The sequence below is a fragment of the Caulobacter sp. KR2-114 genome (genome assembly GCF_049446115.1).
Classification (GTDB): domain Bacteria; phylum Pseudomonadota; class Alphaproteobacteria; order Caulobacterales; family Caulobacteraceae; genus Acaudatibacter.
On sequence record NZ_JBMSEC010000002.1, the window covers coordinates 316,016 to 330,010 of the forward strand.

At 69.1% G+C, this 13,995-nt stretch carries 14 protein-coding genes; 3 read left to right on the top strand and 11 right to left on the bottom strand.

The window, feature by feature from the left end:
- Positions 1 to 24 precede the first annotated feature (24 nt).
- Positions 25 to 681, top strand: coding sequence for a sulfotransferase family protein (locus ACO2Q3_RS07605; RefSeq protein ID WP_423305953.1), 657 nt, complete (start codon positions 25 to 27; stop codon positions 679 to 681).
- Positions 682 to 850: 169 nt separating this feature from the next.
- On the opposite strand, the gene ACO2Q3_RS07610 is transcribed toward ACO2Q3_RS07605, so the two are convergent.
- Positions 851 to 1,714, bottom strand: coding sequence for a Ku protein (locus tag ACO2Q3_RS07610; RefSeq protein WP_423305954.1), 864 nt, complete (start codon positions 1,712 to 1,714; stop codon positions 851 to 853).
- 66 nt (positions 1,715 to 1,780) lie between these two features.
- Between ACO2Q3_RS07610 and ACO2Q3_RS07615 the strand changes: the two genes are divergently transcribed.
- Positions 1,781 to 2,713 carry a class I SAM-dependent methyltransferase gene (locus ACO2Q3_RS07615; RefSeq protein ID WP_423305955.1) on the top strand — a complete coding sequence of 311 codons (933 nt, stop codon included), beginning with the start codon at positions 1,781 to 1,783 and terminating at the stop codon, positions 2,711 to 2,713.
- Positions 2,710 to 3,447, top strand: a complete 738-nt coding sequence (locus ACO2Q3_RS07620; RefSeq protein ID WP_423305956.1) for a pseudouridine synthase — start codon at positions 2,710 to 2,712, stop codon at positions 3,445 to 3,447. The genes ACO2Q3_RS07615 and ACO2Q3_RS07620 overlap by 4 nt, the downstream gene beginning before the upstream one ends.
- 175 nt (positions 3,448 to 3,622) lie before the next feature.
- Here the strand turns inward: ACO2Q3_RS07620 and ACO2Q3_RS07625 are convergent, their stop codons facing one another.
- From ACO2Q3_RS07625 to lepB (ACO2Q3_RS07670), 10 genes are all read right to left on the bottom strand, one after another.
- Positions 3,623 to 4,699 carry a M48 family metallopeptidase gene (locus ACO2Q3_RS07625; protein WP_423305957.1) on the bottom strand — a complete coding sequence of 359 codons (1,077 nt, stop codon included), beginning with the start codon at positions 4,697 to 4,699 and terminating at the stop codon, positions 3,623 to 3,625.
- A 15-nt stretch (positions 4,700 to 4,714) separates the two neighbouring features.
- Positions 4,715 to 5,275 carry a LemA family protein gene (locus ACO2Q3_RS07630; protein ID WP_423305958.1) on the bottom strand — a complete coding sequence of 187 codons (561 nt, stop codon included), beginning with the start codon at positions 5,273 to 5,275 and terminating at the stop codon, positions 4,715 to 4,717.
- An 89-nt stretch (positions 5,276 to 5,364) separates the two neighbouring features.
- Positions 5,365 to 7,593 (bottom strand): DNA topoisomerase IV subunit A, encoded by a 2,229-nt coding sequence (gene parC / locus ACO2Q3_RS07635; protein WP_423305959.1) that lies wholly within the window; start codon positions 7,591 to 7,593, stop codon positions 5,365 to 5,367.
- 127 nt (positions 7,594 to 7,720) lie between these two features.
- The gene (locus ACO2Q3_RS07640; protein WP_423305960.1) at positions 7,721 to 8,008 is read right to left on the bottom strand and encodes a DUF2061 domain-containing protein; all 288 of its coding nucleotides are present in this window, start codon (positions 8,006 to 8,008) and stop codon (positions 7,721 to 7,723) included.
- A gap of 102 nt (positions 8,009 to 8,110) precedes the next feature.
- Positions 8,111 to 8,842, bottom strand: coding sequence for a DNA repair protein RecO (gene recO / locus ACO2Q3_RS07645; protein ID WP_423306924.1), 732 nt, complete (start codon positions 8,840 to 8,842; stop codon positions 8,111 to 8,113).
- 48 nt (positions 8,843 to 8,890) lie between these two features.
- The gene (locus tag ACO2Q3_RS07650) at positions 8,891 to 10,372 is read right to left on the bottom strand and encodes a hypothetical protein (protein WP_423305961.1); all 1,482 of its coding nucleotides are present in this window, start codon (positions 10,370 to 10,372) and stop codon (positions 8,891 to 8,893) included.
- Between the two features lie 60 nt (positions 10,373 to 10,432).
- Complete coding sequence (gene era, locus ACO2Q3_RS07655; protein ID WP_423305962.1) at positions 10,433 to 11,380, bottom strand: GTPase Era; 948 nt, start codon at positions 11,378 to 11,380, stop codon at positions 10,433 to 10,435.
- Positions 11,377 to 12,078 (bottom strand): ribonuclease III, encoded by a 702-nt coding sequence (gene rnc / locus ACO2Q3_RS07660; RefSeq protein ID WP_423305963.1) that lies wholly within the window; start codon positions 12,076 to 12,078, stop codon positions 11,377 to 11,379. The genes era and rnc overlap by 4 nt, the downstream gene beginning before the upstream one ends.
- 30 nt (positions 12,079 to 12,108) lie before the next feature.
- Complete coding sequence (lepB, locus tag ACO2Q3_RS07665; protein WP_423305964.1) at positions 12,109 to 12,972, bottom strand: signal peptidase I; 864 nt, start codon at positions 12,970 to 12,972, stop codon at positions 12,109 to 12,111.
- Between the two features lie 137 nt (positions 12,973 to 13,109).
- Positions 13,110 to 13,973: a signal peptidase I gene (gene lepB / locus ACO2Q3_RS07670; RefSeq protein WP_423305965.1), complete on the bottom strand. Its 864-nt coding sequence runs from the start codon at positions 13,971 to 13,973 to the stop codon at positions 13,110 to 13,112.
- Between the last annotated feature and the right edge of the window lie 22 nt (positions 13,974 to 13,995).

Below are 13,995 nucleotides of genomic sequence, written 5' to 3' on the forward strand. Positions count from 1 at the left end.
CGGGGCGCGGCAAGGGAGACGAACATGGCGCTGAAGGTGATCGGCACCGGCCTGGGCCGGACCGGGACGATGTCGCTGAAACTGGCTCTGGAACAGCTCGGGTTCGGGCCCTGCCACCACATGGTGGAGGTGTTCATGCATCCCGAGAGCGTGCCGCTGTGGGTCGAGGCGGGGCGCGGCCGGCCGGACTGGGACAAGCTGTTCGACGGCTATCAGGCGATGGTCGACCATCCCGGCTGCCGGTTCTGGCGCGAGCTGATGGACTACTATCCCGACGCCAAGCTGATCCACACGGTGCGCGACCCGAACAAGTGGTTCGACTCCACTCAGGCGACGATCTTCGCCCCGGGCGGCGGCGCGGTGAATCCGCCGGAGCCGATGAAGGATTTCTTCGGCATGGTGATGGAGGAATACCAGGGCCGCCAGCACGAGCGCGAGTACATGGTCGAACACTTCCAGCGCCACACCGACGATGTGCTGGCGACGGTTCCGCCGGAGCGCCTGCTGGTGTTCGAAGCCGCCCAGGGCTGGGCGCCGCTGTGCGCCTTCCTCGGTGTGCCCGTTCCGGAAACGCCCTATCCGCGCGAGAACTCCACGTCCGACTTCCAGGCCCGCGTGCGCACCAACGCCATGGACCCGGAGAAGATGAAGGCCGAGATCGACGCGATGCGCTCGCATTGAGAGCGGAGCCCGCCGCTCCCCTCCCCTCTGTCATCCCGGACGCAGCGAAGCGCAGATCCGGGACCGCCGGAAACGCCGATTAATCAGTAGTGGCTAGCGCCAGCGCCTGCCGCGGTCCCGGATATCCGCTGCGCGGATTCCGGGATGACAGTGGGAGGGGCAACCGGGCTCAGGAAGCCTTCTTCCGCGCCGGGGCCTTCTTGGCGGACGACTTGCGCGCCGCCGGCTTCGTGTGGGCCGCCGCCTTCGACTTCGCCCCCGGCTTGCCCAGGCTGCGGCGCAGGGCCTCCATCAGGTCGACGACGTTGGTGTCCTTGGGCTCCTCGGCGGTCACCTGGCGGCCAGCGCCCTTCTCCTTGGCGCGGATCAGCGCCTTCAGCGCCTCCTCGTAGCGGTCGACGAATTGGCTGGGGTCGAAGGGCCCCTCCTGCTGCTCGATGATCCGGGTGGCGATCTCCACCATCTTCGGGTCGGCCTTCAGCGAGGGGATGTCGTCGAAGAAGTCCTGCGGCTGGCGCAGTTCGGCGTGCGCGCGCAGGGTCCAGGCGATCATGCCGTCCTCGTAGGGCTCCAGCGCCAGCAGCCGCTCGCGCTGGTGCATCACCACCTTGCCGAGGGCGATGCGGCCCGCCTTGCGCATGGCCTCGCGGATCACGACGAAGGCTTCGGCCGCCGGCTTGCCGTCGGGGACCAGATAGTGCGGTTCGTCCCAGTACAGGCGGTCGATGTCGGCCTGGTCGACGAACCGGTCGATATCGATGGTGCGGGTGCTCTCCAGCCGGACGTTGTCGATCTCGTCCTGGGTGACCACCACATAGTGGTCCTTCTCCAGCTCGTAGCCCTTGACGATGTCGTCCCGCTCCACCGGCCCGGTCTCCGGATCGGTGGGCACCATGCGGATGCGGTTGTGCGTGGTCTTGTGCAGCATGTTGAAGTGCACGTCGCCGGTCCGCTGGATCGCCGAGTACATCGCCACCGGGCAACTCACCAGGGACAGGCGCAGGTGTCCCTGCCACATCGGTCTTGCAGCCATGTCACCCTCCAGGCCCCCGCCTCAAACGCCTGGAGACGCAGGCGGGTTCGCCGCTATACGACGGCGATGACCGATGCCGCCGTCTTGAGCAGAACCGCCGCCGTCTACGGCGCCCCGCCCCCCGCCCTCGCCGCCCCCGCCGCCGGCGCGGTGCAGGTCTCGCCGCTGTCGCCCGGCGCGACCGCGCTGGAGGCCATCGACGACGGATCGCTGGAGAGCCTGGTGATGCTGGCGCCCCCGGGCACGGTGGAGCGCCGCTACGCCCTGGCGCAGGCGCTGCGCGCCCTGAAGGTCGGCGGCCGTCTGACCGCCCTGGCGCCCAAGGACAAGGGCGGCTCGCGCCTGGGCAAGGAGCTGCAGGCGTTCGGCTGCGCGGTGGGCGAGACGGCCAGGAAGCATCACCGCATCTGCGTGGTCGCCCGGCCGCCCCAGCCGCAGGGACTCGATGCCGCGATCGCCGAGGGTGGGCCGCGCCAGCTGGGTGGGCTCTGGACCCAGCCGGGGGTGTTCAGCTGGGACCGGATCGATCCGGGCACGGCGCTGCTGGCCGAGACCCTGCCCTCCCTGTCCGGGGCCGGCGCCGATTTCGGCTGCGGCATCGGCATCCTGGGGCTGAAGGTGCTGGCCGCGCCGGCCGTGAGCCGGCTGGCGCTGCTCGACATCGATCGCCGGGCGGTGGAGGCGGCGCAGCGCAACGTCACCGACCCCCGGGCCGACATCCGCTGGGCCGACGTCCGTGGGGCCCACGGGGCGCAGGCGGGGCTCGCGGACCTGGACTTCGTGGTGATGAACCCGCCGTTCCACGACGGCGGCGCCGAGGACAAGGCGCTCGGCCAGGGCTTCATCCGCGCGGCGCGGGCGGCGCTGCGCAAGGGCGGCGTGCTGTGGATGGTGGCCAATCGCCACCTGCCCTACGAGGCGGTGCTGGCCGAGGCCTTCGCCAAGGTGACGCCGCACGCCGACCGCGGCGGCTTCAAGGTGCTGGAGGCCCGGGCATGAGCAAGCCGGCGACCTTCCGCCTGGACCGGCTGCTGGCCAATCTCGGCTATGGTTCGCGCCGCGAGATCCACGCCCTGGCGCGCGCCGGCGGCATCGAGCTGGACGGCGTCGAAGTGTCCGACGCGGAGCGCCGCATCGCCCTGACCGACGACCTCACCACGCGGCTGAAGATCGACGGCCGCCCGCTGGATCCTCCCCCCGGCATCGCCCTGATGCTGCACAAGCCGCTGGGCGTGACCTGTTCGCACAAGGAGGCCGGCCCGCTGGTGTACGACCTGCTGCCCGCGCGCTGGCGGCGGCGCGACCCGGCGATCTCCACCGTCGGGCGGCTGGACAAGGACACCTCGGGCCTGCTGCTGCTGACGGACGACGGCGCCCTGCTGCACCGGATCATCTCGCCGAAGGCGAAGCTGGAGAAGAGCTACCTCGCCACCCTGGCCCGGCCTCTGGACGGCTCGGAGGGCGCGGTGTTCGCCGCCGGAACGCTGATGCTGGAGGGCGAGGACAAGCCGCTGCTGCCGGCGGGGTTGGAGCCGCTGGGCCCCACCCTGGCGCGGGTAACCATCACCGAGGGCCGCTATCACCAGGTGCGCCGCATGTTCGCCGCCGTCGGCAACCACGTCGAAGCCCTGCACCGCGACCGCATCGGCGGCCTGACCCTGCCGGACGACCTGGAGCCAGGCAAGTACCGGCGGCTGGACGCGGCGGCGGTGGCGGGGATCTTCGGGGGTTAGGCCAGCGGTCGCACAAAACCCTCTGTCATCCCGGAAAGCCGCGCCAGCGGCTTATCCGGGACCGCCCAGATCGCTGATGCTTGCAGGTGGTGGCCGGCGCCGGCGCATGCCGCGGTCCCGGATATTCGCTGCGCGAATTCCGGGATGACAGATGGAGGGGGATGGCCCTCGCGGATTACCCCCACGGCCCCTTGGACTGATCGTCCGCCGGACGGGCCCATGGGCCGGTCGGTTCGTCGGCCGCCGGCGCCCCGCCCGCCGCGACCGACGCGCCCGGCGCCGCCGGCGGCGGTTCGACGATGCGGCCGCCGGCGTATTGCTGCAGGGCGGCGATGCGCTTGGCCAGTGGCGGGTGGGTGACGAACAGGCCGAGCACGCCCTCGTCGTTGTCCTCCAGGAACATGGCGCGCATCGATTGCGGCGCGTCGAGGTGCTCGCGGCCGGAGACCTTCATCAGCGCCGAGATCATCGCATCCGGGTTCTTGGTCAGCTCCACCGAGCCGGCGTCGGCGACGTACTCGCGGCTGCGCGACAGGGCCATCTGGATGACGATGGCCAGGAAATAGCCGATCGCGCCGATGACCATGGCCAGGATCACGAACAGGCCCATGTTGCCGCCATCCCGGTCGCGGCTGCGGCCGCCGCCCCAGCCGGCCCCCCAGTAGATCGCCCGGAAGATCATCTGGCAGATCAGGGTGATGATGCCGGCGAACACCGAGGCGACGACCATGGTGCGGACGTCGCGGTTGATGATGTGGGTCAGTTCGTGGCCGAGCACCGCCTCGACCTCGTCCTTGTTCAGATTGTCGATAAGCCCGCGGGTCACCGTCACCGAGAAGCGCCCGTCATGCAGGCCGCTGGCAAAGGCGTTCATCCCGTCGGTCTCGATGATGCGCAGCGACGGCGTCCGAAGACCGCGGGAAATGCACAGGTTTTCCAGCAGGTTGTACAGCTCGGGCATGTCGCGGCGGTCGACCTCGCGCGCGCCGGTGGCGATGTCGATGATCACCTGGTTGAAGAAATAGGCGATCACGAACCACACGCCGGCCACCGCCAGCGCCGCCGGCGCCGAGGCGGCCATCAGCTTCCACAGGCTGAAGCCGTCCTCGCGCGAGGGCAGCAGGCCAGCCACCGACGCCGCGATCTCCAGGGCGCAGATCAGCCCGATCAGAAGGAACGGGAAGCCGACCAGCAGGAAGAGCGAGCGTAGGTTGTTGTTCCAGATGTGGGTCTGCAGACCGACGGCCTGCATGGCGCCGCTCCCGCTCTAGAACTTGACCTGCGGCGCCACGTTGGCCGCCGCCCGGTCCGCGCCAAGATCGAAGAATTCCTTGGCCTGGAAGCCGAAGGCGCCGGCGAACAGCACCGCCGGGAAGGTCTGGATCGAGGCATTGTACTCGCTGATGGCGTTGTTGAAGAACCGGCGCGCCGCGGCGAGCTTGTTCTCGATGTCCTGCAGCGTGCCCTGCAGCTGCAGGAAGTTGGTGTTGGCCTTGAGGTCCGGATAGGACTCCGCCACCGCCATCAGCCGGCCGAGCGAGGCCGAGAGCGCGTTCTCGGCGGCGATCTTGCCGTCCAGGCTGGTCGCCGCAACCGCCGCGGTCCGGGCCTGGGTGACCTCGTCCAGGGTGCCGCGTTCATGCGTGGCGTAGCCCTTGACCGTCTCCACCAAGTTCGGGATCAGGTCCTGGCGCTGCTTGAGCTGCACGTCGATGTCGGCGAAGGCCTCGTTGGTCTTCTGCCGCAGGGCGACCAGGCGGTTGTAGACGCCGATCACCATCATCCCCAGCACGGCGATGACGACGACCACGATAATCAGAGGAATCATGTCCGCTCCCCGAAGAGTCCGGCTCCATACGTAATGGCGTTATGCGAGCGGGGCCAGCGCCGTGCGGATGATCTTTTCGTAAGGCGAGGCTACTTCGGCCTGAACCGCTTGCTGGTGGGGAAGCCCTTGGGGGCCAGCTTGCCGGAGGCGGCGCGCTTGCCGATCCAGTCCTTCCATTCCGGCCAGGCCCGGGTGCGGCCGGCGCCGTCGATCCAGGCGGCCCCGTCCTCGGCCTTGAACACCAGCGCGTCGCGCAGGGCGCCCTCGCGATAGGTCTGCAGCTTGACGCCCTTGCCGCGCGGCATTTCCGGCAGCTCGTCCATGCCGAAGATCAGGATCTTGCCATTGTCGCCAACGACGGCCACCTGGTCGCCGTCCGCCTCCATGCAGATCAGCGCCGCGCCGCCGTCGACGTTCAGCACCTGCTTGCCGGCCTTGCGGGTGGCCAGGGCCTCCTCCTCCGGCATGACGAAGCCGTAGCCCGCCTTGGAGGCCATGAAGCGCTTGCGGCCCGCCTTGAAGGGGAAGACGGCGACGATGCCGACCTTGTCCTCCAGTTCGATCATCAGGCGCACCGGCTCGCCGTGGCCGCGGGCCGAGGGAAGCTTGTCGCAGCCCAGGGTGAAGAACCGGCCGTCGGAGGCGAAGATCAGCAGCTTGTCGGTGGTCTCGGCCGGCGTCAGGAAGGCCAGCTTGTCGCCTTCCTTGAACTTCAGCTCCGAGGGGTCCTCCACCCGGCCCTTGGCCGCGCGGATCCAGCCGCGCTCGGACAGGATCACGGTGATCGGCTCGCGGGTGATGAAGGCCTCGGCGGTGGCGGCCGTGTCCACCTGGGGCGCCTCGGCGAAGATCGAGCGGCGGCGGCCGACGGTGGTGTCCGGGCCCAGGATCTTGCGCACGTCGCGCAGGCCCACGCCCACCAGCTTCCACTGCGCCTTGTCCGAGCCGAGCATGGCGTTGATGCCGTCGCGCTCCTCCGACAGGGCGGCGTGCTCGCGGCGCAGCTCCATCTCCTCCAGCCGCGCCAGCTGGCGCAGGCGGGTGTTGAGGATGGCGTCGGCCTGGATGTCGTCGATCTTGAAGGTCTCGATCAGCTTGGCCTTGGGCTCGTCCTCGAAGCGGACGATGCGGATCACCTCGTCCAGGTTCAGGAAGACGATCAGCAGGCCGTCGAGGATGTGCAGCCGCGCCTCGATCTTGGCCAGCCGATAGCGCGCACGCCGCACCAGCACCTCGCGGCGGTGATCGAGGAAGGCGACCAGCGCCTGCTTCAGGCCCATCACCACCGGGGCGCCGCGGGCGTCCAGCACGTTCATGTTCACCGGAAAGCGGCTTTCCAGGTCGGAGAGCTTGAACAGGCTCTCCATCAGCACCTCGGGCTCGACCGTGCGCGAGCGCGGCTCCAGCACCAGGCGGATGTCCTCGGCGGACTCGTCGCGCACGTCGCCCAGCAACGGGGCCTTCTTGCCCTCGATCAGCTCGGCCAGCTTCTCCACCAGGTCGGCCTTCTTCACCTGGTAGGGCATCTGGGTGACGACGATCTGCCAGCCGCCGCGGCCGGTGTCCTCCCTGTGCCATGCCGCGCGGTGGCGCACGCCGCCACGGCCGGTCTCGTAGGTCTCCAGCAGGCTCTCGCGGCTCTCGACGATCACCCCGCCGGTGGGGAAGTCGGGGCCCTGGACCTTGTCCATCAGCTCGACGGTGGTGGCTTCCGGCCGGTCCAGCAGCAGCACGCAGGCGTCGATCAGTTCGGCGGCGTTGTGCGGCGGGATCGAGGTGGCCATGCCAACGGCGATGCCCGACGAGCCGTTGGCCAGCAGGTTGGGGAAGCCCGCCGGCAGCACCACCGGCTCCTCTTCCTCGCCGTCGTAGGTGGCGCGGAAGTCGACGGCGTCCTCGTCGATGCCGTCCAGCAGCAGCTGCGCCGCCTCGGTCAGACGGCACTCGGTGTAGCGCATGGCCGCGGCGTTATCGCCGTCGATGTTGCCGAAATTGCCCTGGCCGTCGATCAGCGGGTAGCGCTGGGCGAAGTCCTGCGCCAGGCGCACCAGGGCGTCATAGACCGCCACGTCGCCGTGCGGGTGGTATTTGCCGATCACGTCGCCGACCACCCGGGCCGACTTCTTGGCCGAGGTGTTCGGGTCCAGCCGCAGCAGCCGCATGGCGTACATCAGCCGCCGGTGCACGGGCTTGAGCCCGTCGCGCACGTCCGGCAGCGCGCGCTGGGTGATGGTCGACAGCGCATAGGCGAGGTAGCGCCGCGACAGCGCCTCGCTCAGCGGTTCGTCCAGGATCTTGCCGGCGTCGTCAGCGGCCATGGAAGTTCAGTGAAACCCTTCGATTCGAGCCCGCCAGCTTAGCCCGGATCGGGGCGCGGCGTCCGGTCCCCGGATGCCGCAGCCTGTGAATCGTCAGGTTTTCATGGGGATGGGTGTCCCGCGCGCCTCAGGCGCCCGTCACAGGCGCGGCGCTGACAGGCGCCGCCACCGCCGCCGGCTGGGCGTTCGCCTCGGTCTTGTCCGCCCGGCCCCAGGGCACCAGGGCCCACGCGCGCTCGTGACCATAGAACAGGGCGATCTTGGTGAAGGTCTCCACCGAGGCGATCGAGGCGGCGAACACCAGCTTGCCGGTCACGAAGTAGCTGATGACGAAGGTGTCGATGCTGCCGAGAATCCGCCAGGAGACGGCCTTGAGGAAGGACCGGGAGTGGGCTTCGGGCGCGCGCAGGAACATCGGAACCCTCGCTGGGGATGGTGGCGTGGACAGGCCGCAAGATGGCCGCGAACCGCGTTCCGGGCCACGGGACAAATTCCCACCACGTTGATAGAATTTCTTCTATAAACGGCCGGCGTCTCGCAGCCGATCTAACAGCCAGACCCGCGCCGGGGGCAGCGGCCGGTTCAGCACGGCGAAGATGAAGCTCTCCAGGAAGTGGCCGGTGATCTCCAGACCCGCGCCCACGTCGCCGGGCCCGAGGCCGCCCTGGGCCGAGAGCATGAACGGCGGCAGCGGCAGCAGCCGGTCCCTGTAAGGCTCGCCCGCCGCGGCGCTGACCGCCCGTCCCGTGCGCGGGCTGACGTAGATCAGATCGTCGGTCACGCCCGTGGCGGCGCACTTGGCCAGGTCCAGGCCGAAGCCGAGATCCTGCAGCAGGCCCATTTCGTAGCGCACGAACACCGCCGGCCAGATGTCCGGCAGCATCAGGGCGGAGGTCAGCGCCTCGAACGCCAGGAAGGCGCCCGGATGCGGCTCGCGTTCCGGCAGCGCCCCGGCGGCCACGGCCGCGGCGGCGGCAAGGCCGGCCAGCGCCAAGGCGTCGTCGAACAGGGCCGCCGGCCCCTCCCCCACCGGCTCCAGCGCCGCCGAGCCCAGCTGTTCGGAGACCCGCGCCCGGTAGTGCACGATCACCCGCGCCCCGGCCTGCAGGAAGGGCCGCATCTTGCGCGAGCCGCCGCCGGCGACATGCGCCGCGTACTTGCCGTGCTGCGCCGTCAGCAGCTCGACGATCGCCCCGGCCTCGCCGTGCGTGCGGGCGGTCAGCACATAGGCGTCGTCTTCGAACTCCATGAACTGGACATAAGTGATCCGAAGACCGCGGTCACGCGACACGCCGCCTCACGCGATCGGTCCCCAACTCGGCTCGACGGTGATGTCGCCGGCCGGCGTAGGATCATCCGGAGCGCGAATTGGAACGTCGACGAGCAGTACATCCGGCTTCGCGGCGCTGGTCCCACCCACCTGGAAGACCGCGTGGACGCACGGCGCTGTGCCCCTTCGACAGGGGCCGATCGACACGAACGACAGCGTCGCCGTTGACATCCATCCGAACCGATCGGCTTTCGTGATGGCCGTTGCCGCGCGATCCAGCGCCAGCAGCGCTCGATCGGCCGTGACCGCGGAGTCTGCGACGAAGAAGCGATCGTCGGCCGAAACTCGGGCGCAGTCCGACGCCATGCGCCGGTAGAGGCGCGTGGAGACGAGCCTGTACGGAGGCACGGGCGTATCGATGAACGCCTTGAACGTTCGCGAGCGCCCCGAGGCGATTCTGGAATACAATTCCACGCGCCCGAAAAACATAGTGGTTTGCTCGTAGCTGCACAGGCCGGGGACGACGGTGCGGCGGGGTTGCGTTGCAAAGGAAAGCTTGTCCAGCAGATCCCCCAGGTAGACCATGCCCCGCGGTTCTTCCGGTCGCGCGACGTGCTGCGTGGTGCAGGCGATCTGCTGGAATACCGCCTGGATTGTCGCTGCTGAGTGGCGACGCCGGACCTGCTCCAGGGTCAACGACGGCGGACATGCCGCCGGCAGCTGGTCGCGATCACCTGCAAAATCCTCGCGCGCCGGCCCGCGCCACTCGTCCCGCGGACGTCGGTCAAACGTCACCTTGGCAGGCTCGTCGCTGCGTAGGTTGCGGTCTTCCCGGACGACGAGATCGCGGTCGCGGTCGTCGAACACGATCCACGTGCTGCTAACGTCGGCGACAGGCCCGGAGTGATGGATGTCGCGCACTTTGGACAGGTCGAGCGAAGCGAGATCCAGTCCGGGAGGCCGCGTCAGGAGCTTGTCGGGGTGACCGAGGGCGTAGAGGTCGAAGCTCGGGCTCCCGGACCAGTCGCTGGCGAAGAACGATGCCGGATCCAGCCGGGCGCAAGCGGCGCCACGCGCCGCTGTGGCGGTCTCGGAGGCGGCAGGTGGTCGAAAGTCCGTTATCGGGCCGTTGGCATGATAGCGCTCCTGCACGGCAAAGCCCTGCAGTTGAACGTCGCCGTCGCGACCATTCCGCACGGGCTCGAACGTGGCGTGAAGCACCTCCACGCTGCACATCCAAGGGTCATGCGCCACATCTGCCGGGCCATAGAGCTCCAGGCTGGCCAGTTGCGGCCCGCCTGGCGTAGGGCGCGTCATGATCTTGCCGACGCTGGTGAACCGCCTGGCGTAGCTCCGAAAGGCGCGGTCGATCACCTCGCGTTCCGGCAGGCTGCTGGCAAGGCTGAACGAAAGAGCGTCGCCGCTCGCTTCGCGCGCCATGGCCCGGGATGAGGTCGACAATAGCGCCGCGACAACGACGATGCGCAGGATCAGACGAACAGACAGCATGCGGCCCCCAGAGCGAACGGGCTCCAGCTTCACACGCTATAATTGACTCTCCGTTGCCTGTTAGACGTCGAAGTCCAGGCCCATGTCGCGGAAGATCTCACGGTCGTCGGCCCAGCTCTCGCGCACCTTCACGTGCAGGAACAGGTGCACCTTGCGGTCGAGGATCTCGCACAGCTCCTCGCGGGCCGCCTCGCCGATCCACTTCAGGGTCTGGCCGCCCTTGCCCAGCAGGATCGGGCGCTGGCTCTCGCGCTCCACGTAGAGGTTCTGCTCGATGCGCACGTCGCCGTTCTTGCGCTCCTCGAACAGGGTGGTCTCGACGCTGACGGCGTAGGGCAGTTCCTCGTGCACCCGCAGATAGACCTTCTCGCGGGTGATCTCGGCGGCCAGCAGCCGGGCGGGGATGTCGGCGCTCTGGTCTTCCGGATACAGCCACGGGCTCGGCGGCATGCGCTCCGCCAGGGCGGCCTTGAGGTCGTCGACCCCGGCGCCGTTCTCGGCCGAGATCATGAACACGTCGGAATAGACCCCGGTGTCGAACAGGGTCTGGGTCAGCGCCAGCAGCCGGTCGCGCTTGACCAGGTCGATCTTGTTCAGCGCCAGGATCGCCTTCTTGCCGGCGCCCTTCAGCCCCTCGACGATCGAGCGCACGTCCTCGGCCGAGCGGTGATCGGCCGCCTTGGCCTTGCCGTCGACGGCGGCGATCTCGGCCGCGGCGTCGACCAGGTGCACGACGACGTCTGCGTCCTCCGCCCCGCCCCAGGCCGAGCGCACCATGGCCCGGTCGAGCCGGCGGCGCGGCTTGAAGATGCCGGGCGTGTCCACCAGCACGATCTGGCTGTCGCCGTGCAGCGCCACGCCGCGCACCGGAAAGCGGGTGGTCTGCACCTTGCGGGTGACGATCGACACCTTGCTGCCGACCAGGCGGTTGACCAGGGTGGACTTGCCCGCGTTGGGCGCGCCGATCACGGCGGCGAAGCCGGCCCGTGTGTTGGTTTCGGTGGTCAAATCAAGCCTTCCCGTTGCAGCAGCGCCCGCGCCGCCGCCTTTTCCGCATCCCGCAGGGACGAGCCGATCGCCCGCTCCGGCGCATAGCCCTGCACCGTCACCTCGACGGTGAAGATCGGCGCATGGTCCGGGCCGGTCCTGGACACGGCCTGATAGATAGGGAGCGGCAGCGCCTGGGCCATGGCCCACTCCTGCAGGGCGGTCTTCGGCTCCTTGCCGGTCTCGGCCAGCGCCACCTCGGCGAGGATGTCCTTCCAGGCCAGCTGGAACAGGCCGCGCGCCGCGTCCAGGCCGCCGTCGAGATAGACGGCCGCCATCAGCGCCTCCATGGCGTCGCCCAGGATGCGGTCGTTGTCGCGCCCGCCCTGGTTGCTGGTGGAGCCCGCCAGGCGCAGGGCGCCGGAGAGGGCCAGCCCCCGGGCCACCCGCGCGCAGCTCTTGCCGCTGACCAGGGCCGCCTGGCGCCGCGTCAGGTCGCCCTCGCGCCAGTCCGGATTGAGCCGCACCAGCTCCTCGGCCGCCAGCAGCCCCAGCACCCGGTCGCCCAGGAACTCGAGCCGCTCGTTGTGGCGGATCTTCTTGTTGGAGCCGTCGCTGGCGCTGGCGTGGGTCAGGGCGGCGTCCAGCAGGGCCGGATCGGCGAAGGCGTGGCCCAGCCGGACCTCCAGCGCCTTGACCTCGGCCGCGCGCCTATCCACGAAGGCCAGCCTGCGGCGCCCGCCCGGCCACTAGTGCAGCCACCGGAAGAAGCGGCTGGGCCGCGCGTACATGAACCAGGTCCACGGCTTGAAGATATAGGCCTTGGAGTGGTCGCTGTCGTCCACGCCGGTATCCCAGGACAGCATGATGAACTGCGCCTTGCCGACCAGGTTCTCTTCCGGGACGAAGCCCACGCCCTCGTCCTGCAGCACCGCGTCGTGCTTGCGATCCCAGCCGCAGCCGCCCAGCTTCGGGTCGTCGGACGGCAGGCCCGGGTCGAAACGGCTGTCGGCCGAATTCTCGCGGTTGTCGCCCATCATGAAATAGCAGTGCGGCGGCACGACGTAGACGTCGGTGTCGTCGGCCGCATAGCCGGGGCCGCGCACCTGGATGGTGTAGCTGCGGCCCTCGGGGTTGGTCTCGCGCACCCACTTGGCCTGCTCCGGCGCGCCACGGTCGGTGACGATGTGCGTGCCCAGCACCTCCTGCTTGACCGGCTTGTCGTTGATCCACAGCACCGCGTTCTTCATCTGGATGCGGTCGCCGGGCAGGCCCACCAGGCGCTTGATGTAGTCGGTATGGCCGTCGCGCGGCAGCTTGAAGACGATGATGTCGCCGCGCTGGGGCGGATTGAAGAACACCCGTCCATTGAAGATCGGCGGGGAGAAGATCAGCGCATGGCGGCTGTAGCCGTAGCTCCACTTGGTGACGATGATGTAGTCGCCGCGATAGAGGTTCGGCTCCTCGGAGGCCGAGGGGATGGTGTACGGCTGGAACAGCAGCGTGCGGATCACCAGGGCGATGGCCAGGGCGTAGACCACCGTCTTGACGATCTCGACGAACTCTTCGACCAGACCGGGCTTGTGCTCTTCGGCCGCGGGGGCGCTGGGCATGGGGACGGGGGCTCTTTCGCGTGACTCCGGGCGCGCCCGGCCGTTTGCGCCGTAGCTAGACGCTGGACGGCGCGCGAGCAAGAACGGCGCCGGTCAAACGCGCCGGCGGCGTCGTCGATGCGTGCGCCGCTGGTCCCCTAGAGACGGTGGAAGAACCGATTCCAGCGCGCCTGGGTGAACCAGGTCCACGGCTTGAACAGGGTCGCCTTGGAGTGGTCGCCGTCGTCGACGCCGGTGTCCCAGGACCCCAGCACGAACTGCGCCTTGCCGACCAGGTTCTCCTCCGGCACGAAGCCGACGCCGGGCGAGGTCAGCTTGCCGTCCTTCGAGGCGTCCCAGCCGCAGCCGCCCAGCTTGGGATCGTCCGGCGCCAGCCCCGGGTCGAAGCGGCTGTCCAGCGAGTTGTCGCGGTTGTCGCCCAGCATGAAATAGCAGTGCTGCGGCACGACGTAGACGTCGGTGTTGTCGGCGTCGACGGGACCGTGATCCTGGGTCAGGTAGCTGCGGCCTTCCGGATTGGTCTCGCGCAGCCAGTGCACCGGGGTCGGCAGGCCGAAGTCGGTGGCGGTGTGCACGCCCTCGTCCTGCTGCTTGAGCGGCTTGCCGTTGATCCACAGCACGCCGTCCTTCATCTGAACGCGATCGCCCGGCAGGCCGACCAGGCGCTTGATGTAGTCGGTGTTGCCGTCGCGCGGCAGCTTGAAGACGATGATGTCGCCGCGCGTGGGCGGGTTGAACAGCAGCCGGCCCTTGAAGATCGGCGGCGAGAAGATCAGCGAGTGGCGGCTGAAGCCGTAGTTCCACTTGGTGACGATGATGTAGTCGCCGCGATAGAGGTTGGGCTGGTCCGACGCCGAGGGGATGGTGAAGGGCTGGAACAGCAGGGTGCGGATCACCAGGGCGATGGCCAGGGCGGCGATCACCGTCTTCAGGACATCGATCGTCTCGGCCAGGAAGCCCTGTTTCTTCTCGGGCGGATCCTTGGCGGTCGTGGCGGTCATCGGCGGCGGCTCGCTGCGGCTT